Source organism: Streptomyces sp. NPDC096105 (assembly GCF_044763335.1).
Lineage (GTDB): Bacteria > Actinomycetota > Actinomycetes > Streptomycetales > Streptomycetaceae > Streptomyces.
In genome coordinates, this window is the sequence record NZ_JBIWGC010000012.1 from 67,563 (window position 1) to 89,715 (window position 22,153).

Consider the following 22,153-nt stretch of genomic DNA (forward strand, 5'->3'; position numbering starts at 1 on the left):
ATTCTCCAAGAAACTGGATGTGACTCGATTCCAAGGCACGGAACAGATTTGACGGCGGTTTCCAAATTAGGTTTCCGCCGCGGCCGTTGCATCCCTCGGTCCGGTAGTTGTCGGCGTGGTTCAGCGAAGGTCGAAGAATTCCCGGTAGGAATTCAGTTGTCCCTCGAGCATGTGAATGCCGTGGTGGATCCGGTGTCCTCGTGCGGCGGCTTCGCGCAACAGCCGTGTCTCGCGGGGTTTCATGATGATGTCGGCCACGACGCAGCCCGGTGGCAGGGGTTCCAGCGGGAAGGGCAGCGGATCGTGGGCGCGCAGTCCGAGCGGGGTGGCGTTGACCGCGATGTCGGTGTCCTCCAGCGTGGGGGCGGCGAGCGGGCGCACGCGGCCCGGCCAGTGCGCGTCGAGCCGGGCGGCCAGCGCGCCGAGCTTCGCGGTGTCGGTGTCGTGGACGAGCAGGTGCTCGACGCCGGCCGCGAGGAGCGCCGCGGCGATGGCGCTGCCCGCGCCGCCGGTGCCGACCAGTGCGGCCCTGCTGCCCCGGGGGTCGTGGCCGGCCGCGACGAGGCCCGCGACGAAGCCCGAGCCGTCGAAGTTCTCCGCGAGCCAGGTCCCGTCGGGCTCGCGGCGCAGCACGTTCGCGCTGCCGACGATGTCGACGGTCGGGCCGCACCGGTCGGCGAGGCGCCGGACGGCCACCTTGTGCGGCACGGTGACGAACAGGCCGTCGAGGTTCTCCACGCGTTGCAGGCCGCGTACGACGGTCTCCAGGTGCGGGGGCCGGGCGTGCACCGGGACGACCACGGCGTCGCGGTGCAGGGCGGCGAGCAGGGGGTTGATCAGCGCGGGCGCCTGGACCTGGGCGACGGGGTCGCCGAGGACGGCGTACAGCCGGGTGGTGCCGCCGATGGGCGCGGCGGGGGCCGGTGCGGTCATCGTGGTCCTTCCTCACGGTGGGCGGCGGCGCCGGCCGCCAGCCGGGCCACGACGTGGGCGAGTTCGCGTGCCTGGTCCGCGTTGAGGCGGGGGTCGCAGGCGGTGCGGTAGCGGTCGGGCAGGTCGCTCTCCGCCGGGCCCCCGGGGCCGCCGACGCACTCGGTGACGGGGTCGCCGGTGACTTCGAGGTGGACGCCGCCGGGGTGGGTGCCGAGCGCCCGGTGCACGTCGAAGAAGCCGGTGATCTCGTCGGCGATCGCGTTCCAGTGCCGGGTCTTGTGGCCGCCCGCCGTGGTGTAGGTGTTGCCGTGCATCGGGTCGCACTGCCAGATCACCTGGTGGCCGTCGGCGGTGACCTTCTCGACGATCGGCGGCAGCACGTCCCGGACCCGGGTGTGCCCCATGCGGCTGATCAGTGTGAGCCGCCCGGGTTCGGCGTGCGGGTCCAGGCGGCGCACGTAGGCGGCGGCCTGTTCCGGGGTGGTGCCCGGGCCGATCTTCAGGCCGAGGGGATTGGAGAGGAGTTCCGCGAACGCGATGTGCGCGCCGTCGGGCTCGCGGGTGCGTTCGCCGATCCACAGGAAGTGGCCGAGCCCACTGGTCAGGCGGGGTTCGGGGCCGTTGGTGTCGGCGCGCAGCGAGGACCGCTCGTAGTCGAGGAGCAGCGCCTCGTGGCTGACGTAGACGTCGCCCCGGCCGGTCCTGCGGACCAGCGCCATCGTGCGGGCGGCCTCGGCGTGGACGCGCAGCATCCGGCCGGGGTCGGGGGTGCGGGCGGCCCTGGTGGGCTCGGCGGAGTTGACCATGTCGCCGCGGTAGGCGGGCAGCCCTTGGGCGTCGACGGCCCGGGAGCGGGGCTTGGCGTACTGGCCGGCCATGCGGGCGATCTTGACGACGGGCAGTCCGGTGCGGCGGGTGAGCACGTCGGCCATCTCCGCCAGCGTGCTCAGGTTGGCCCGCTGGTGGGCCTGCGTGTTCTCGGCGAAGGCCTCGGCACAGTCGCCGGCCTGGAGGAGGAACGCCTCACCCCGGGCGACCGCGGCGAGTTCCGCGCGCAGGCGGGCCGTCTCGTCCGGCGTGACGACGGGCGCGGCGCGGCCGAGCAGGGCGGTGATTTGCTCGGCGCGGGCCGGGTCGGGCCAGTGCGGCTGCTGTGCGGCGGGCCGCGCCAGGGCATCGGCGAGCCTGCCGGCGAGCGGGCTGCCGACGAGGGCGGCCGGGTCGTGGGTGGGGGCCGGGGCGCCGGTCGAGGCGGTGTCGCCGGTGAGGCCGGCCGGCCCGCCGGTGGGGGCCGGGGCGCGCGGGAGGGTGGTGTCGCCGGTGGGGGTGGCCGGGGTTTCGGCGGGGAGCGCTTCGTCGGCGGGGGTGTGCGCCGCGGTGCCGGGCGGCCACTGGGTCGGCTGCCTCATGAGCGTGCCGTGTCCGGCGTGGCGGCGGGCTCGGCGTCGCCGACGAGTTCGGCCAGGGGCGCCCTGGGCATCCGGTCGAGGACACGCGTGACCAGCTCGGGCGGTACGTCGTACACGAGTTCCACACCCTTCGGACCGTCGAGGACGAACGTGAGTCCGCTGAGCGCCTTCTTGTCGTGCCGCATCAGCCGTACCAGTTCCGCGGGTCCGGTCTCGGCGGGCAGCGCGGCGGGCAGCCCGTAGGCGCGGACGACGTCGTGGTGTTCGGCCACCCGTTCCCCGCCGATCCGGCCGAGGGCGCCGGCGAGGCGTCCCGCGAAGACCGTGCCGACGGCCACCGCCTCGCCGTGGCGCAGGGCGAACCCGGTCGCCAGCTCCAGCGCGTGGCCCAGCGTGTGGCCGTAGTTGAGGATGTGCCGCGGTCCGGCGTCCCGCTCGTCGGCCTCCACGACGCGGGCCTTGAGGGCCACGCTCGCGGCGATCTGCTCGGCGGGCGGCAGCGCGCGCAGGTCCGGCGCGCCGATGAAGTGGCAGCGGGCGATCTCGCCGTAGCCGTTGAGCAGTTCCCGCCGCGGCAGGGTGGACAGGTAGTCCGTGTCGCACAGGACCGCGCTCGGCTGCCAGTACGCGCCGACCAGGTTCTTCCCGGCGGGCAGGTTGACCGCGGTCTTCCCGCCGACACTCGCGTCCACCTGGGCCAGCAGCGTGGTGGGCAGGTGTACGACCGCGACGCCGCGGTGGTAGAGGGCGGCGGCGAGTCCGACCACGTCGGTGGTGGTTCCGCCGCCGCACGAGACGACGACGTCGGACCGGGTGAGACCGAAGCGTACGAACTCGCCGCACAGCTGCTCCACCGTGCCGAGCGTCTTGGCCCGTTCCCCGTCGCGTGCCGGAAGGAACAGGGTGTCCACACCGGTGTCGGGCACCCATTCCCGCGGGCGGGCCGACACGACGACCGCCCGTCCGGCGCCCAGCCGCCCGACGACCTCGGCGAGCGACGTACGCACCCCGGGACCGACGAGGACGTCGTAGGAATGGTCTTTCAGGCGCAGCGGAATGGATGCCATGACCGTTCCCTACCGGCCCGCCGTCACCCGGCGGACGCGTGCCTCGGACCGCTCCTTGCGGTCGAGTTCGTCCAGGTGCGGGTAGGACGGGCAGCCGTAGACCCGCTGGAACGGCTCGAAGGTGTCCCACTCCTTGCGGCGCCGCATCTCCTGGGCCACCGAGTTGTGCTCGCTCCAGAAGTCGCCCCCGATCAGCCGCATGAGGTACTTCTCCAGGGTTTCGCGGTCGGTGGAGCGGGCGGCGTCGGCGGCCATGGCGACCAGTTCGCCGTCGTAGTAGGAGTGGATGAGCCGGATGTAGGTGTCGTAACCGGTCTTGAAGTAGTTGGAGTACCTCTCCAGCAGGCGGTCCTCGGCCGACGGGTCGGCCAGCACCTCGCCGAGCGTCTCGGCGGCGCGGACGGCGGTGGCCGTCGCCACGAGGACGCCGCCGGAGAACATCGGGTCGCCGAAGCAGCCGGCGTCGCCGACCATGAGCCAGCCGGGGCCGGTGACCGTGTCGGTGTGGTAGCAGTAGTCGGTCTCGACCTTGAGGTCCATCGAGGGGCGGGTGCCGGTCAGACGGGCGACGATCCTGGGGACGCGGGCCAGGTGCTCGTCGAACCGCTCCTGCGTCGTCGCCCCGCGCAGCACGTCGCGCGGCATGACCGTGCCGACGCTGATGGTGTCCTTGGTCAGCGGGATCGCCCAGACCCAGCCGTCGTCGTGGGCGCCGACCTGGATGTCGCCCTCGACACCGGGGTTGTGGCGCTCGTCGAGGCCGCTGTAGTGGCGGAACACGGCGACCATGCGGAGCTTCTCGAGGGTCTTGCGCAGCCCGAAGCGGTTGGCGATCCGCCCGGAACGGCCGCTGGCGTCGACCACGTAGGCGGAGCGCACCTCGTGGCTCTCGCCGTCGCGCTCGTAGCGGACGCCGACCATCCGGTCACCGTCCATGAGCAGCTCGTTGACGTTCGCACCGAACAGGACGCGCGCGCCGGCGGCCTCGGCCTGCTCGGCGAGCATCCGGTCGAACTTGGCGCGCTCGACCTGGAAGGCGTTGTCATGCCGGCCCACGCCCTGCTTGGTGAAGTCCGCGCGGAAGACGCCCTCGAAGAACTTCTTCTCCGTCGGGTCGATGAACTCGCCGCCGAACTTGGGCACGTAGCCCTGGGCCGCGACCGTCTCCCGCAGTCCGATCCGCTCGAACAGGCCCATCATGTACGGCAGCAGGGACTCGCCGATGTGGAAGCGTGAACTCAGCTCCTTCTCCAGGAGCACCACGGAGTGCCCCTGTTTGGCGAGCACGTAGGCGCAGACCGAACCGGCCGGCCCTCCGCCGATCACGACCACATCGGCTGTTTCCTTCGCCATCTTCTTCCCTTTCCGGTGCGCGGTCTGGTGCGAACGTGTGTGTCCGCAGTGCTGGGTGCTGGGTGCTGGGTGCAGGAGTGCTGGGTGACGGCAGGCGGTTCGGCTCAGCCGAATGCGTCGGACAGCAGGTGGGAGACCAGCCGCTGGTGCTCGTCGTCGTCCGTGATCGTGCGGATTTCCTCGCGGCCGTCCCGGACCGTCAGGTAGCGGCGTCCTTTCAGGACGGCCTGGCCGTTGTCAAGCGTGCGGCCGCACAGGATGTTCCGGCCGTCCCGCGGTCCTGCGTCCGCGGCGATCTCCCGGACGAGGAACTCCTCCATTTCCTTCCAGTCGCTCCACTGCCGGGCCTGCGGCGTGAAGGTGTAGACGACGCTCCACCGTGTGATCCTTCCCCGGCGCTGTAGAGCGGTCCTGGATCCGCGGTCGACCAGGCGGTACTGGCAGCCGTACTGGTTCTGCACCGCGTCGGTGATCAGCAGCGGCTCCACGTAGGAGGGGCCGGGGTAGCCGACGTCCACGAGCCAGTCGGCGCCGTCCAGGGCGACGCGGTTGAACATGTGCTCCACGTCGAGCCCGGACGCCTCCCGTCCCTCCGCGGTGCTGGCCGCCAGCAGTGTGACGTCGTGGCCGAGTTCCGTCAGCAGCCGTGAGAACAGCCGGTTGAGCTGGAAGCACGTGCCGCCCCGCCCCTGGATGACGCACGTCTCGAACGTGGCGTCCTCGTCGAGGTCGACGAGCCGCACCCCGTCCGCGAAGTCCTGGGTGGCCCCGTTGTACGGGATCGCCATGAGGTGGTTGCGGTGCAGCTTGCGCAGGGTCGCGATGTCCACACCGGTCTCTCCGGCACAGCCGATCCGCGCCAGGTACCTGTCCACGTCGAACACTTGCGTCACCTTCTCTCGGGGTGGGTTCGCCGCGTCACACGGAGACCGCTACGGGGCCCGCGACCGGAAGTGCCGCCTGTTCGCCGCACATGAGCCGGTGCAGGTAGCCGGCGAGCGACGCTGCCGTCGGGTGGTCGAAGACCAGGTGGGGCGGGAGTTTGCGCTCGGTGAGGTCACGGAGCCGGTTGCGCAGTTCGATGGAGGTGAGGGAGTCGAAGCCGACCTCGAACAGCCCCTGGTCCGCGTCGATGCGGAACGTGGCGCTGTGCCCCAGCACCGCGGCCACCTGGTCGCGGACCACGTCGAGCAGCAGCTCGGCCTGCTCTGCGGCCGGGAGTGCGGCCAGCCGCTCGGACAGGGCCTTGCCCTGGTCGCCGACGCTCGCCGTGTGGGCCGTCTGCCGGCCGGCGCGGACCAGGCCGCGCAGCAGGTGCGGGACTCCCCCGCCGTCCGTGGCCCGGGTGCGCAGCGACGCCAGGTCCAGTTTGGCGGGCACGAGCTGCGCCTGCCCGGACCGCACGGCGGCGTCGAACAGTTCCATGCCTTCGGCCGGGGTGATCGCCTGGAGGCCGCCTCGCCGGTTCATCCGGGAGCGGGTGAGTTCGTCGGTGTTCGCCGCCATGCCGCTGGTCTGCTCCCACAGGCCCCAGGCCAGCGACAGCCCCGGCAGACCCGCGGCCCGCCGGGCGGCCATCAGACCGTCCAGGTAGGCGTTGGCCGCCGCGTAACTGCCGCTGCCCGCGCCCATGAACACCGCCGAGACGGACGAGTAGACGACGAACGCGTCCAGGGCCAGGTCACGGGTCAGTGCGTCCAGGTGCCGTACGGCGTCCACCTTCGGCGCGAACACCCGCGCCAGCCGCTCCGGGGTCAGCGCCCCGATGACACCGTCGTCGGTCACGCCCGCGGTGTGGACCACACCGCGCAGGGGGTGCGCGTCGGGCACCGCGGCGAGGAGGGCCTCGACCTGGGTCCGGTCGGACACGTCACAGGCGACGACCTCGACGGCCGCCCCCTGCCCGGCCAGCTCGGCGACCAGTTCCGGTACGCCCTCGGCGTCCGGGCCCCGGCGGCTGGCCAGGACCAGGTGCCGTACGCCGTGCCGGGACACCAGATGCCGGGCCACCAGACCGCCCAGCGAACCGGCACCGGAGACCAGGACGGTCCCTTCCGGTCCGAACGCCGTGTGCGGGTCGGCGCCCTGGGCACCGGCCCGGACGAGCCGGGGCACCGAGAGCACCCCGCCGCGCACCGCCACCTGCGGCTCGCCGCCGGCCAGCGCGACGCCCAGCGCGGTCACCGCCGTCTCGACGGGAGCAGTGCCGGCCGTGACCGCCGGGTTGGTCAGTGCGCCCTCCTCGGGCGAACGGGCCGGGTCAGTCGCTTCGGTCGCTTCGGTCGCTCGGGCCGGGTCCGTGTCGACGAGGAGGATGCGGTCCGGGTTCTCGGCCTGCGCGGCGCGCACGAGGCCCCACACCGCCGACCCCGCCGGATCGGTCACCGTCTCCTCGCCGCCGGCGGGCACCGCGCCCCGGGTCACCACGGCCAGCCGCGTCTCTTCCAGGCCCGGCCCGTCCAGCCAGCACTGCACGGCCTCCAGCACCCGGGTGGCCAGGTCCAGCGCCGCGTCGTCACCCTCACCCCCGATGGCCTCGAGGACCGCCAGGGCAGGTGCCGGGGCACCCGATTCCACGTCGTCGGCCAGGGTGGCCACCTCTTCCGCGGTGGACACCGGCGACCAGGCGGGTACGGTCTCCGTGCCCAGGAGCGGCAGCAGCTCGGTCCATTCCACCCGGAACAGCGAGTCGGCCCGGGTGGTGCCCGCCGCCGTCTCGAGCTGGTCGGCGGAGACCACCCGGGACACCAGGGAGTCCATCGTCACGACCAGCGCGCCGGTCTCGTCCGCCGCGGCCAGCGACAGCGCGTCGTGCTCGGACCGCGCGATGCGCACCCGCAGGACCGAGGCACCCGCGGCGTGCAGCACCAGGCCGTTCCATGCGAACGGCAGCCGCAGCTCGGGCCCGCCCGGCGCCGCGTCGGCCGCGCCGTCGCCCGCGTCCACCCCGGCGATCTGGAGCAGCGGCGAGTGCAGGGCGGCGTCGAGAAGCGCGGGGTGGATACCGAACCGGGCGGCTTCCGCGCGGTGCTCCTCGGGCAGGGCGACCTCGGCGAAGATCTCGTCGTCGCGCCGCCACAGGGCGCGCACGCCCTGGAACGCCGGGCCGTACCCGTAACCCACCTCGGTGAGCAGACCGTACCCACCGGCGACGTCCACCGGCCGCGCCCCCGGGGGCGGCCAGGTGGCGAAGTCGAACTCGGCCGCACGGGAAGCCGGTTGGGGTGTGCCGGCCAGCATGCCGGTGGCGTGCCGCGTCCAGGCGTCCGCACCGCTCCGCAGGGAGCCGGCGTCTTCGGGCCGCGAGTAGACGTCCACGGTGCGTGCGCCGTTCTCGCCCGGTGCGCCCACGGCGACCTGGACGCGCACCCCGCCGTGCTCCGGCACCACCAACGGCGCCTCGATGACCAGTTCCTCCAGCACCCCGCACCCGGCCTCGTCACCGGCCCGCACCGCCAGCTCCACCAGCCCGGTACCGGGGACGAGTACGACACCACCGACCCTGTGATCGGCCAGCCAGGGCTGCGACTTCAGCGACAGCCGTGAGGTGAACACCAGTCCGTCGGAGTACGGCAGCTCCACCATCGCGCCGAGCAGCGGGTGATCGGTGCCGGCCAGTCCGAGGCTGGTGGCGTCGACGGGGCCGGCATCGGTGGCCTGGAGCCAGTAGTGCTGGTGGTCGAAGGCGTACGTCGGCAGGTCCACGTCCAGAGAGGTGGCCCCGGCCGGGAGCACTCCGGTCCAGTCGACGGTGACCCCGCGCACGAACAGCTCGGCCATCGAGGCCAGCAGCCGGCGCATGCCGCCGTCGTCACGGCGCAGCGAACCGGTCACCACGGCATCGGCGCCGTCACCACCGTCATCAAGGATCTCCGTGATCGGCTGGACCAGCACCGGATGCGCACTGACCTCGACGAAGACGCCGTGGCCCTGACCGGTCAACTCCGCGACAGCCGGGCCGAAGCCGACCTGGCCCCGCAGGTTGCGATACCAGTAGGCGCCGTCCAGGACACCCGCCTGGTCCACCCACTCGCCGGTCACCGTCGAGTAGAACGGCACCATCGGCGCCTGCGCGTTCACCCCGGCAAGAGTCTCGGCCAGGATCTCGCGGATGTCCTCCACGTGCCGGGTGTGCGACGCGTAATCCACCGCCACCCGCCGCACCCGCACGCCCTCGGCCGAGAGGGCCTCCAGCGCCTCGTCCAACGCCTCCGCATCACCCGCGACGACCACGGAGGACGGGCCGTTGACGGCCGCGACCTCCACCCGGCCCGCCCAACGCTCCAGGCGCGCCGAGGCGTCGGCCTCGCTCAGGGCGACCGAGGCCATCCCTCCCCGCCCGGCGAGCTGATCGCGGATGGCCTGACTCCGCAGCGCCACCACCCGCGCCGCATCCTCCAGCGACAACGCACCCGACACACACGCGGCAGCGATCTCACCCTGCGAATGCCCCAGCACCGCATCCGGCAGCACACCCACCGACGACCAGACCGCAGCCAGACCCACCATCACCGCGAAGCTGGCCGGCTGAAGCACATCCACCCGCTCCAGCAACGCGGGCTCCACCTCACCCCGCACCACATCAACCAAAGACCAGTCGACCCACCGCTCCAAAGCAGCCGCACACTCCGCGATCCGCTCCGCGAACACCGGCGAGGCGTCCAGAAGTTCCCGGCCCATACCCGCCCACTGCGAGCCCTGCCCCGGGAACACCCACACCACCTTCCCCGGAACACCCGCACCACTCACCCTTCCAGTGACCAGGCCGGCCGGGCTCTCGCCGTGCTCCAGCGCCCGCAGGCCGGCCAGGGCCTCCGTGTCCGAGTCGGCCACGACGACCGCGCGCTCGCTCAGCACCGCGCGCCCGACGACCAGCGCACCGGCCACGGCAGCCAGTGGCACCCCGTCCGTGCCTTCGACGAACGCGGCGAGCCGCCCCGCCTGACCGGCCAGTGATCCCGCACTCCGCGCCGACACCACCAACGGCACCACACCCCCACCACCGGCAGGCAGCGGCTGCGAGGCATCCCCCTCCGGCGCCTCCTCCAAGATCAGGTGCGCGTTGGTACCGCTCACCCCGAAGGACGAGACACCGGCCCGGCGCGGACGGCCCTCCCGCGGCCACTCCCGCGCCTCGGTCAGCAGCTCGATGGCGCCCGCCGACCAGTCCACCCGCGAGGACGGTGCGTCCACGTGCAGCGTGGGCGGCATGATCCGGTGCCGCAGCGCCTGCACCATCTTGATGACGCTGGCCACACCGGCAGCCGCCTGTGTGTGTCCGATGTTCGACTTCAGCGAGCCGAGCCACAGCGGCTGCCGGGGGTCACGGTCCTTGCCGTAGGTGGCGAGCAGCGCCTGCGCCTCGATCGGGTCGCCCAGCGCCGTACCCGTACCGTGCCCCTCCACCACGTCCACGTCGGCCGCCGACAGCCCCGCACTGGACAGGGCGCGCCGGATCACCCGTTGCTGCGAGGGGCCGTTGGGGGCGGTGAGGCCGTTGGAGGCGCCGTCCTGGTTGACCGCGCTGCCCCGCAGCACCGCCAGAACCTTGTGTCCGCGTTCCCGGGCCACCGACAGGCGCTCCAGGACGATCAGGCCGATGCCCTCGGCCCAGCCGGTGCCGTCCGCGCCGTCGGCGTACGCCTTGCAGCGGCCGTCGCCGGCCAGGCCCCGCTGGCGGGAGAACTCCACGAAGCTGACCGGTGTCGCCATGACCGTGACGCCACCGGCCAGCGCCATGGAGCACTCGCCCTGCCGCAGCGCCTGCGCGGCCAGGTGCATCGCGACCAGCGACGACGAGCAGGCCGTGTCCACGGTGACCGCGGGACCCTCGAAGCCGAAGACGTACGACACCCGGCCCGACGCCACACTCGACGCGGTGCCCGTGCTCGCGAAGCCCTCCAGTTCCGGGGCGGTCACGCCGGCCCCGTAGCCCTGGCTGGAGACTCCGGAGAAGACGCCGACGTCGGTGCCCTTCAGGGACAGCGGGTCGATGCCGGCGCTTTCGAAGGCCTCCCAGGAGGTCTCCAGGAGCAGCCGCTGCTGCGGGTCCATCGCCAGCGCCTCACGCGGCGAGATCCCGAAGAACCCCGCGTCGAAGAGACCCGCTTCCTGAACGAATCCACCCCGGCTCGTGTACGAGGTGCCCGCGCTCTCCGGGTCGGCGTCGAACAGGCTCTCCAGGTCCCAGCCGCGGTCCCCGGGGAAGGCGGACGTACCCTCACGGCCCTCGGACACCAGGCGCCACAGGTCGTCGGGGCTCGTCACACCGCCCGGCAGCTTGCAGGACATGCCCACGACCGCGATCGGTTCGCCGGGGTCCGCGGCGGTGGCCGTGGACGGGGCCGGCGCGCCGGACGTCGCCGTGGTGTCCCCGAACTCCTCGCGCAGGAAGCCCGCGAGGGCCTGCGGGTTCGGGTAGTCGAAGATCAGCGTGGCGGGGAGCTTGAGGCCGGTCGCCTCGCGCAGCCGGTTGCGCAGCTCCACCGAGGTGAGCGAGTCGAACCCGGCTTCGCTGAACGCGGTGTCGGCGCGGACGCTGTCGGGTCCGCTGTGGCCGAGGACGACCGCGGCCTGGGTCCGTACGAGGTCGAGGAGGAGGGCGTCCTGTTCCGGCCCGGTGAGTGCGGACAGCCGGCGGGGCAGGTCGTCGCCGCCCGTGCCGGCCGCCGCCCGCGCCTGCCTGCGTCCTGCCGGTACGAGGCCGCGCAGCAGGTGCGGGACCGCTGCCCCGGTCGCCGCGCCGGCCCGCGCCGCGCCCAGGTCCATCTTGATCGGTACGAGCAGTGCCTGCCCGGAGACGAGGGCGGCGTCGAACAGTTCGGTGCCCTCGGTGGCGGTGATCGCCAGGACGCCGCCGCGCCCGGCGCGGGCCTGGTCGGCGTCGCCGAGGTGGGCGGTCATTCCGGCGTCCTGCTCCCACAGGCCCCAGGCCAGGGAGAGGCCGGGCAGGCCCGCGGCCCGGCGGTCGGCCATGAGACCGTCCAGGAAGGCGTTGGCCGCCGCGTAGTTGCCCTGGCCCGCCGATCCGAAGACGCCGGAGGCGGACGAGAACACGACGAACGCGTCCAGGGTCAGGTCGCGGGTCAGTGCGTCGAGGTGGCGTACGGCGTCCACCTTCGGCGCGAACACCCGCGCCAGCCGCTCCGGGGTCAGCGCCCCGATGACACCGTCGTCGAGGACGCCCGCCGTGTGCACCACGCCGCGCAGAGGGTGCTCGCCGGGTATCCGGCCGAGGAGGGCCTCGGTCTGGGCGCGGTCGGACACGTCACAGGCGACGACCTCGACGGCCGCCCCCAGTTCGGTCAGCTCGGCCGCCAGCTCCTGCGCACCCTCGGCGTCCGGGCCCCGGCGGCCGGCGAGAACCAGGTGCCGTACGCCGTGCCGGGTGACCAGGTGCCGGGCCATCAGGCCGCCCAGCGAACCGGTGCCGCCTGTGATCAGTACCGTCCCCTCGGGGGCGAACACGCGGGGTGTGTCCGGGGCGGGTCCGCCGGCGCGGGCGAGCCTGGGCACCCTCAGTGCCGGGCCGCGTACGGCGGCCTGGGGTTCTCCTGCGGCCCGCACCACGCCCAGCACCGGCACGACGCCGTCGTCGGCGGCCGGGTCGGCGTCGACGAGGACGATCCGGTCGGGGTTCTCCGCCTGCGCGGCACGCACCAGACCCCACACGGCCGCCCCGGCCGGGTCGGGAACCGCGCCCTCGTCGCCGGCGGGCACGGCGCCCCGGGTGGCCACCACCAGCCGGGACTCGTCGAGGCCGTCCGTGGCCAGCCACGCCTGCACCACGCCCAGCACCCGCGAGCTGAGCGCCAGGACGGCGTCCGCCCCGTCGTCGCCGGTGGTGACGGCGTCCAGCACCGCCATCGCGGGAGCCCCGCCGCGGGCGAGGTCCGCCACGTCCTCGGCGGTGGCGACGGGTGCCCAGGCCGGGGCGGGCGGGAGGGACTGGTCCGGCGTCATCTCGGTCCAGTCCACCCGGAACAGCGCGTCGGTGGCCGCCGGGGCCGGCACCGGTGCGAGCTGGTCGGCGGAGACCGGCCGGGACACCAGGGAGGCCAGGGTCACGACGAGGCCGCCGGTCTCGTCGGCGGCCTCCAGCGCGACGGCGCCGGGACCGGCGGAGGTGAGGCGGATACGCAGCGCGGGCGCGCCCGCGGCGTGCAGTTCCAGGCCGTTCCACGCGAACGGCAGCACCGGCTGCCCGGGGTCGTGCGCCGCCGCGTCGGCCTCGGCGCCGAACATCCCCGCGTGCAGGGCCGCGTCCAGGAGCGCCGGGTGGATGCCGAAGCGGTCCGCGTCCTCGCGGTGCTCGGCGGGCAGGGCGGCCTCGGCGAAGACCTCGTCGCCGCGCCGCCACACGGCACGCAGACCCTGGAACGCGGGGCCGTAGCCGTAGCCGCGTTCGCTGAGGCCGCCGTAGAAGTCGCCGGTCTCGACGGGCTGCGCGCCGGGCGGCGGCCAGGCGACGAAGTCGAAGTCGCTGTCCCGGGCGGCGGGTGCGGCGGCGAGGGTGGCGGTGGCGTGCCGGGTCCACGCGTCGCCGGCACCCGGGGCGTCCTCGCGCTGGGAGTGGATCTCCACGGTGCGTGCGCCGTCGCGGTCCGGCGCTCCCACGGCGACCTGGACGCGGACGCCACCGTGCTCCGGCACCACCAGCGGCGCCTCGATGACCAGTTCCTCCAGGATTCCGCAGTCGGCCTCGTCCCCGGCCCGTACGGCGAGCTCCACCAGGCCGGTGCCGGGGACGAGCACGGCACCGCCCACGGTGTGATCGGCCAGCCAGGGGTGGGTCTTCAGGGACAGCCGCGAGGTGCACACCAGCCCGTCGGAGTGCGGCAGCCGCACCACCGCGCCGAGCAGCGGGTGGTCCGCCGCCGCCTGTCCCAGTGACGCCGCGTCGGTCACCGACCGCGCCGTCCGGAGCCAGTACTGCTGGTGGTCGAAGGCGTACGTCGGCAGGTCCACGACCGTCGTCCCGGTTCCGGTGTCCGGCAGGACACGTGCCCAGTCGACGCTCACGCCGCGCACGAACAGCTCCGCCATCGAGGCGAGCAGGGTCCGCTCCTCCGGGCGGCCGTCGCGCAGTGCCGCCACGCACGTGACGCCGGGGCCGGCGGTGGTGTCGGGGACCGCCGAGGCGGCCGTCTCCGCGACGAGTCCGGTCAGGGCGGCGCCCGGGCCCAGCTCGACGAAGAGCGTGCCGCCGTACTGGACCGCCGCGGCGATGCCCTCGGCGAACCGCACCGGGCGGCGCACGTGCCCGGCCCAGTACTCCGGGCCGGTGAGTTCGCCGGGCCCGGCGAGACGGCCGGTCACGTTCGAGATCACCGGTATCCGCGGGGCCCGCCACTCCACGTCGGTGAGTTCCGCGGCGAAGTCGGCCAGCATCGGTTCCATGTGCAGGGAATGGAACGCGTGGGAGACCACGAGGCGTTTGGTCTTGCGGCCCTGTTCCCGCAGTCGTCCGGCCGCGGCGAGGACGGCGTCCTCGTCACCGGAGAGGACCACCGCCGCGGGGCCGTTGACCGCCGCGATCTCCACGCCGTCGCCGAGCAGCCCGTCGGCCTCCGCCTCGCCGGCGGCGACCGCGACCATCGCCCCGCCCGGCGGCAGTGCCTGCATCAGCCGTCCCCGGGCCGCGACGAGTCGCGCCGCGTCGCGCAGGGACAGCACCCCCGCCACGTGCGCGGCGGACACCTCGCCGATCGAGTGTCCGATGACGGCGTCCGGCCGTACGCCCCAGGACTCCACGAGCCGGAACAGGGCCGTCTCGACCGCGAACAGGGCCGCCTGGGTGAACACCGTCTGGTTGAGCAGTTCGGTGCTGCCCGGTGACCTGCCCAGGACGACGTCCCGTACCGAGTGGTCGACCCATCCGGCGAGGCACGCCTCCAGTTGCTCGCACGCCTCGTCCAGGGCGCGGGCGAACACCGGGTAGCGGTCGTAGAGTTCCCGTCCCGCACCGGCGCGCTGGGAACCCTGGCCCGGGAAGACCCAGACGACCTTGCCCGGGCCGCCCGCTCCCGCGGCCCTGCCGGTCACGGTCCCGGCCGCGTGCTCGCCGCGGGCCAGCGCCCCGAGTCCGGCCGAGGCCTCCTGGCCCGTGGCGGCCAGAACCACCGCGCGCTCCCGCAGCAGGGCCCGCTCCGACAGCAGCGCCCCGGCCACCCGCGGCAACGACACCGGGCCGGGAGCGTCCGGCTCGGTGTCCGGCCGGGTGTCCAGGAATGCAGCCAGGCGCCTGGCCTGGCCCGCCAGGGAACCTTCGCTATGCGCCGACACGACCAGGGGCACCACTCCCGCGCCCACCGCGCCCGGCGTCGCCGTCACGTCCCCTGCCGGGGTCTCGTCCTCGGCGGCGGGGGCCTCCTCCAAGATCAGGTGGGCGTTCGTGCCGCTGATGCCGAACGAGGAGACTCCGGCGCGACGCGGACGGCCGTCGCGCGGCCACTCCCGCGCCTCGGTGAGCAGCTCGACCGCGCCCGCCGACCAGTCGACCTCGCTCGTCGGCTCCTCGGCGTGCAGCGTAGGCGGCATGACGCCGTGCCGCAGCGCCTCGACCATCTTGATCACACTGGACACTCCGGCGGCGGCCTGCGTATGCCCGATGTTCGACTTCAACGACCCCAACCACAAAGGCCGTTCGGGATCCCGCCCCTGCCCGTACGTGGCCAGCAGCGCCTGTGCCTCGATCGGGTCACCCAGCGCCGTGCCGGTGCCGTGCCCCTCGACCACGTCGACGTCCGAGGCGACGAGTCCGGCCCCGGCCAGCGCCTTGCGGATCACCCGCTGCTGCGACGGCCCGTTCGGCGCGGTGAGGCCGTTGGACGCGCCGTCCTGGTTGACCGCGCTGCCCCGGATGACGGCGAGGACCCGGTGCCCGCGCTCACGGGCCTCCGACAGCCGCTCCAGGACGATCACACCCGCGCCCTCGGCCAGGCCCATGCCGTCCGCGCCGTCCGCGTACGCCTTGCAGCGGCCGTCGGCGGCCATGCCCTGCTGCCGGGAGAAGACCACGAAGGTGCCCGGTGTCGCCATCACCATCGCGCCGCCGGCCAGCGCCAGCGAGCACTCGCCCTGCCGCAGTGCCTGCGCGGCGAGGTGGATGGCGACCAGCGACGACGAGCAGGCCGTGTCCACGGACACCGCGGGACCCTCGAAGCCGAAGACGTACGACACCCGGCCCGACGCCACACTCGACGCCACGCCGGTGCCGGTGAAGCTCTCCAGCTCGGGCGCGACCCCGCCGGCTCCGGAGCCGTAGCCCTGGCTGGAGACTCCGGAGAACACCCCGACGTCGGTGCCCTTGAGCGTGACCGGGTCGATGCCCGCCCGCTCCAGCGCCTCCCAGGAGGTCTCCAGGAGCAGCCGCTGCTGCGGGTCCATCGCCAGCGCCTCACGCGGCGAGATCCCGAAGAAGCCCGGGTCGAAGAGGCCCGCGCCCTTCAGGAAGCCGCCCTGGTCGGTGTAGGAGGTGCCGGGGTGGTCCGGGTCGGGGTCGAACAGGCCGTCCAGCTCCCAGCCCCGGTCGTCGGGGAACCCCGACACGGCGTCCCCGCCCTCTCGCACCAACCGCCACAGATCCTCGGGCCCCGTGACACCGCCCGGCAGCCTGCACGCCATCCCCACGATCGCGATCGGCTCCCCCGCGTGCGAGGAGCCCTGCTTGCGCAGGGTGTGCAGTTCCGTGGTGACGCGCTTGAGGTACTTGAGGAGTTTTTCGTCCGTGGCCATTCGTCAGTCCTCACGAGAGATGTGGCGGTGCCGGATGCCCTGTACCGGCGTCACACGAGCCCGAGTTCTCCGTCGATGAAGTCGAGGACTTCGTCGGCCGATGCGGATTCCAGCTTCTCCGCGACCGTGGAACCGTCCGTCTGCTCGACGACCCCATTGCACCTGGCCACCAGGCCCTGGAGGCGCAGCGCGATAGCGGTCCTCATGGATTCGTCGAGGCTCACTGCACCGAGGAGCGACTCGACGTCTTCTATCTTCGTGGTCACCCTGGACAGCACGTCGTCGCCGATGCCGAGTTCGCCGCGCAGGAAGCGGGCGAGCACGAGCGGGGTGGGGTGGTCGAAGACCAGCGTGGCGGGCAGTTTCCTGCCCGTCACCTCGCGCAGCCGGTTGCGCAGCTCCACCGACGTGAGCGAGTCGAACCCGACCTCCTTGAACGCGGTCTCCGCCTTGACGCTCTCCGGTCCGCTGTGGCCGAGCACGACCGAGGCCTGAGTCCGCACCAGGTCGAGCAGCAGGGCCTCCTGCTCCGGCCCGGGCAGCCCGGACAGCCTGCCCAGCAGGTCCCTGTCCTTCCCGGCCGACGCGCGCGCCTGCTGGCGGGTGACGGGCACGAGGCCGCGCAGCAGATGCGGCACCGCACCGCCGGCCACCGCTGAGGCCCGCACGCCCCGCAGGTCGAGCTTGACCGGCACCCGCAGGGCGTCCGCGGCCCCGACCGCGGCGTCGAAGAGTTCCATGCCCTCGGCCGGTGTGAGCGCGACGACCCCGTCGCGGTTGGCGCGCCGGCTCATCCGCGCCTGGTCGTCGGTGCTGAGGTGGGTGGTCATGTTGGTGGCGTGCGCCCACGTGCCCCAGGACAGGGAGAGTCCGGGCAGGCCGGCCGCGCGTCGGTGGGACATCAGCCCGTCGAGGTAGGCGTTGGCCGCCGCGTACCCGCTGCTGCCGGCGCCCATGAACACGGACGAGGCGGAGGAGTAGACGACGAACGCGTCCAGGGCCAGGTCGCGGGTCAGCTCGTCGAGGTGCCGTACGGCGTCCACCTTCGGCGCGAACACCCTCGCCAGGCGCTCCGGCGTCAGGGTCTCGACGAGCCCGGCCTCGAACACACCGGCGGTGTGCACCACCGCGCGCAGGGGCTGCTCCTGCCCGGTCCGGGCGAGGAGAGCCTCGACCTGGGCGCGGTCGGACATGTCGCAGGCCACGACGGACACCGTCGCCCCCAGCCCGGTCAGCTCGGCGGCCAGTTCGTTCACGCCCTCGGCGTCCGGGCCCCGGCGGCTGGCCAGGACCAGGTGCCGTACGCCGTGGCGGACGACCAGGTGCCGGGTGACGAGCTCACCCAGGGATCCGCCGCCGGAGACCAGGACGGTCCCCTGCTCCCGGAACACCGGGTTCGCGTCCACGTCCTGAGCGGTGGCACGGGCCAGCCGGGGCACGGTGAGGGCGGCGCCGCGCACCGCGACCTGCGGCTCACCGCTGGCCAGCACCGCCGCGAGGACGGCCCCGGGCACGGGGCCCGCCGCGCCCTCGGAGGCCGGCCCGGCGTCCAGCAGGACGACACGGTCGGGGTTCTCGGCCTGCACGGCCCGCACCAGGCCCCACACCGCCGACCCGGCCGGGTCGGTCACCGTGTCCTCGCCGTCGGCGGGCACCGCGCCCCGGGTGAGGACGACGAGTCGCGACGCGTCGAGCCCGTCCGCGGCGAGCCACGTCTGCACCACCGCGAGGACCCGGGAGGTCAGCGCGAGTACGGCGTCGTCGCCCGTCCCGCCGACGGCCTCCAGGACCGCCGCCTGCGGGGCCCCGGCGCCGTCGGCCAGCGCCCCGGCCTCGTCCGGGGTGCGCACCGGCGCCCACGTCGGCACGGGCTCCGGCCCGCGGGCCGGGGGCAGTTCGGTCCACTCGACCCGGTACAGGGAGTCGGTGACGACCGAACCCGCCGCCGTGTCCAGTTGTTCGGCGGACACGGCCCGGGACACCAGCGAGTCCATCGTCACGACCAGGGCGCCGCTCTCGTCGGCCGCCTCGACCGACAGGCCGTCCGGACCGCTCGGCGCGACCCGCACCCGCAGCGCGGAGGCTCCCGTGGCGTGCAGGACCAGGCCGTTCCACGCGAAGGCCAGCACCGGCCGGCCGGCCTCCTCCTCCCCCGGTCCGCCGACGGCGGCACCGAACGTGCCCGTCTGGAGCGCGGCGTCCAGCAGCGCGGGGTGGATTCCGAACCCGGCCGCTTCCCGGTGCAGTTCCTCGGGCAGGGCGACCTCGGCGAAGACCTCCTCGCCTCGCCGCCACACCGTCCGCACCCCCTGGAACGCCGGTCCGTAGCCCACACCGCGCTCGCGCAGGTCGTCGTAGAAGCCGGCGACGTCCACCTCGACGCGCCGGGCACCGGGGGGCGGCCAGGCGGCGAAGTCGAAGTCGCTGTCCCGGGCGGCGGGGACGGACGACAGGACGCCGGTGGCGTGCCGCGTCCACGCGTCCCCCTCGCCGGGAACGCCGTCCCGCTGCGAGTGCACCTCGACGCCGCGCGAGCCGTTCTCGCCCGGTGCGCCCACGGCGACCTGGACGCGCACCCCGCCGTGCTCCGGCACCACCAGCGGCGCCTCGATGACCAGTTCCTCCAGCACCCCGCAGCCGGCCTCGTCACCGGCCCGCACCGCCAGCTCCACCAGACCCGTCCCCGGGAGCAGCGCCATGCCGCCGATCGCGTGGTCGGCCAGCCAGGGGTGCGACTTCAGCGACAGCCGTGAGGTGAACACCAGTCCGTCGGAGTGCGGCAGCTCCACCATCGCGCCGAGCAGCGGGTGATCCGACCCGGCCAGCCCGAGGCTGGTGGCGTCGACGGGGCCGGCATCGGTGGCCTGGAGCCAGTAGTGCTGGTGGTCGAAGGCGTACGTCGGCAGGTCCACGTCCAGAGAGGTGGCCCCGGCCGGGAGCACTCCGGTCCAGTCGACGGTGACCCCGCGCACGAACAGCTCGGCCATCGAGGCCAGCAGCCGGCGCAGACCCCCGTCGTCGCGGCGCAGCGAACCGGTCACCACGGCATCGGCGCCGTCACCACCGTCATCAAGGATCTCCGTGATCGGCTGGACCAGCACCGGATGCGCACTGACCTCCACGAAGACGCCGTGGCCCTGACCGGTCAACTCCGCGACAGCCGGGCCGAAACCGACCTGGCCCCGCAGGTTGCGATACCAGTAGGCACCGTCCAGGACGTCGGCGTCCTGCACCCACTCGCCGGTCACGGTCGAGTAGAACGGCACCGACGGTGCCTGGGCTTCGACCCCGGCAAGAGTCTCGGCGAGGATCTCGCGGATGTCCTCCACATGCCGGGTGTGCGAGGCGTAGTCCACCGCCACCCGCCGCACCCGCACGCCCTCGGCCGAGAGGGCCTCCAGCGCCTCGTCCAGCGCCTCCGCATCACCCGCGACCACAACGGAGGACGGGCCGTTGACAGCCGCCACCTCCACCCGGCCCGCCCAACGCGTCAGACGGGAAACCGCCTCGGTCTCGCTCAGGGCGACCGAGGCCATCCCTCCCCGCCCGGCGAGCTGATCGCGGATGGCCTGACTCCGCAGCGCCACCACCCGCGCCGCATCCTCCAACGACAACGCACCCGACACACACGCGGCAGCGATCTCACCCTGCGAATGCCCCAGCACCGCATCCGGCTCGACCCCCACAGACGCCCATACGGCCGCCAGACCCACCATCACCGCGAAGCTGGCCGGCTGAAGCACATCCACCCGCTCCAGCAACGCGGGCTCCACCTCACCCCGCAACACATCAACCAAAGACCAGTCGACCCACCGCTCCAAAGCAGCCGCACACTCCGCGACCCGCTCCGCGAACACCGGCGACGAATCCAGAAGTTCCCGGCCCATACCCGCCCACTGCGAGCCCTGCCCCGGGAACACCCACACCACCTTCCCCGGAACACCCGCACCCGCAGTGCCGGACACCACACCAGGCGCGCTCTCACCCCGCGCCAGCGCACTCAGCCCACCCAGCGCCTCCGCGCCCGAGTCCGCCAGCACCACCGCACGCTCACCCAGCACCGCACGCCCCGCGACCAGCGCACCGGCCACGGCAGCCAGCGGCACCCCGTCCGTGCCCTCGACGAACGCGGCAAGCCGCCCCGCCTGACCGGCCAACGACCCCGCACTCCGCGCCGACACCACCAACGGCACCACACCCCCACCACCGGCAGGCAGCGGCTGCGAGACATCCTCCTCCGGCGCTTCTTCCAAGATCAGGTGCGCGTTGGTACCGCTCACCCCGAAGGACGAGACACCGGCCCGGCGCGGACGGCCCTCCCGCGGCCACTCCCGCGCCTCGGTCAGCAGCTCCACCGCACCCGCCGACCAGTCCACCTCGGACGTGGGCGCGTCCACGTGCAGCGTGGGCGGCATGATTCCGTGCCGCAGCGCCTGCACCATCTTGATGACGCTGCCCACGCCCGCGGCGGCCTGGGTGTGCCCGATGTTCGACTTCAGCGAGCCGAGCCACAGCGGCTGCCGGGGGTCACGGTCCTTGCCGTAGGTGGCGAGCAGCGCCTGCGCCTCGATCGGGTCGCCCAGCGCCGTACCCGTACCGTGCGCCTCGACGACATCCACGTCCGCCGCCGACACCCCCGCGCCGGCCAGTGCCTTGCGGATCACCCGCTGCTGCGACGGACCGTTGGGCGCGGTCAGGCCGTTGGACGCGCCGTCCTGGTTGACCGCACTGCCCCGCAGCACCGCCAGAACCTTGTGTCCGCGCTTGCGGGCGACCGACAGGCGTTCCAGGAGGACGACCCCGACCCCCTCGGCCAGACCCATGCCGTCCGCGCCGTCGGCGAACGCCTTGCAGCGGCCGTCGGCGGCCAGACCCCGTTGCCGTGAGAACGCCACGAAATTCCCGGGGGTGGCCATCACCATCGCGCCGCCCGCGAGGGCCATCGAACACTCGCCCTGACGCAGCGCCTGCGCCGCCAGGTGAATGGCGACCAGCGACGAGGAGCAGGCCGTGTCGAGGGACACCGCCGGGCCCTCGAAGCCGAGGACGTACGAGACCCGGCCCGACGCCACGCTCGTTGAGGCGCCCGTTCCGGCGAAGCCCTCGGTTTCCGGGGTCACCACGCCGGCGCCGGCACCGTAGCCCTGTCCGGACAGCCCGGAGAAGACGCCGACATCGGTGCCCTTGAGGGAGAGCGGGTCGATGCCCGCCCGCTCGACCGCCTCCCAGGAGGTCTCCAGAAGCAGCCGCTGGTGCGGGTCCATCGCCAGCGCCTCACGCGGCGAGATCCCGAAGAACCCGGCGTCGAACAGGCCGGCCCCCTCCAGGAAGCCGCCCTGGGTGACGTACGACGTGCCCGCGTGGTCCGGGTCGGAGTCGAAGAGTCCCTCCAGGTCCCAGCCGCGGTTCTGGGGGAAGTCCGAGACCGCGTCGACGCCGTCGGCGACCAGCGTCCACAACTCCTCGGGCGTGGACACGCCGCCCGGGTACCGGCAGGCCATGGAGACGATGGCGATCGGCTCGCGTGTCTCCTCCTGGACCTCGCGCAGCCGCTTGCGGGCAGTGCGGGCGTCGGCGATGGCCCGCTTGAGATAGTCGCGGAGTTCTGCCTCGTCAGCCACTGGATTCAACCCCCAGGAGAAGGAATGCGTGCGA

The 22,153-nt window shown here is 73.6% G+C and carries 6 protein-coding genes and 1 pseudogene; all 7 read right to left on the minus strand.

What is annotated here, in order from left to right:
* Positions 1-120: 120 nt before the first annotated feature.
* Positions 121-933, minus strand: a complete 813-nt coding sequence (locus ACIQ8B_RS20120; protein ID WP_403548442.1) for a shikimate dehydrogenase family protein — start codon at positions 931-933, stop codon at positions 121-123.
* Positions 930-2,342: a 3-deoxy-7-phosphoheptulonate synthase gene (locus ACIQ8B_RS20125; protein WP_403548443.1), complete on the minus strand. Its 1,413-nt coding sequence runs from the start codon at positions 2,340-2,342 to the stop codon at positions 930-932. Before ACIQ8B_RS20125 ends, ACIQ8B_RS20120 begins: the two co-directional genes overlap by 4 nt.
* Positions 2,339-3,409: a 3-dehydroquinate synthase family protein gene (locus ACIQ8B_RS20130; RefSeq protein WP_403548445.1), complete on the minus strand. Its 1,071-nt coding sequence runs from the start codon at positions 3,407-3,409 to the stop codon at positions 2,339-2,341. The genes ACIQ8B_RS20125 and ACIQ8B_RS20130 overlap by 4 nt, the downstream gene beginning before the upstream one ends.
* Before the next feature lie 9 nt (positions 3,410-3,418).
* Positions 3,419-4,762, minus strand: coding sequence for an NAD(P)/FAD-dependent oxidoreductase (locus tag ACIQ8B_RS20135; RefSeq protein WP_403548447.1), 1,344 nt, complete (start codon positions 4,760-4,762; stop codon positions 3,419-3,421).
* Between the two features lie 104 nt (positions 4,763-4,866).
* Positions 4,867-5,646, minus strand: a complete 780-nt coding sequence (locus tag ACIQ8B_RS20140; RefSeq protein ID WP_403548449.1) for an arylamine N-acetyltransferase — start codon at positions 5,644-5,646, stop codon at positions 4,867-4,869.
* Between the two features lie 34 nt (positions 5,647-5,680).
* A complete protein-coding gene (locus ACIQ8B_RS20145) occupies positions 5,681-16,498 on the minus strand; it encodes a type I polyketide synthase (RefSeq protein ID WP_403548451.1) in 10,818 nt (3,605 codons plus the stop codon).
* Between the two features lie 50 nt (positions 16,499-16,548).
* Positions 16,549-22,080 (minus strand): annotated as a pseudogene (locus ACIQ8B_RS20150) (SDR family NAD(P)-dependent oxidoreductase); the annotation flags it as partial.
* Between the last annotated feature and the right edge of the window lie 73 nt (positions 22,081-22,153).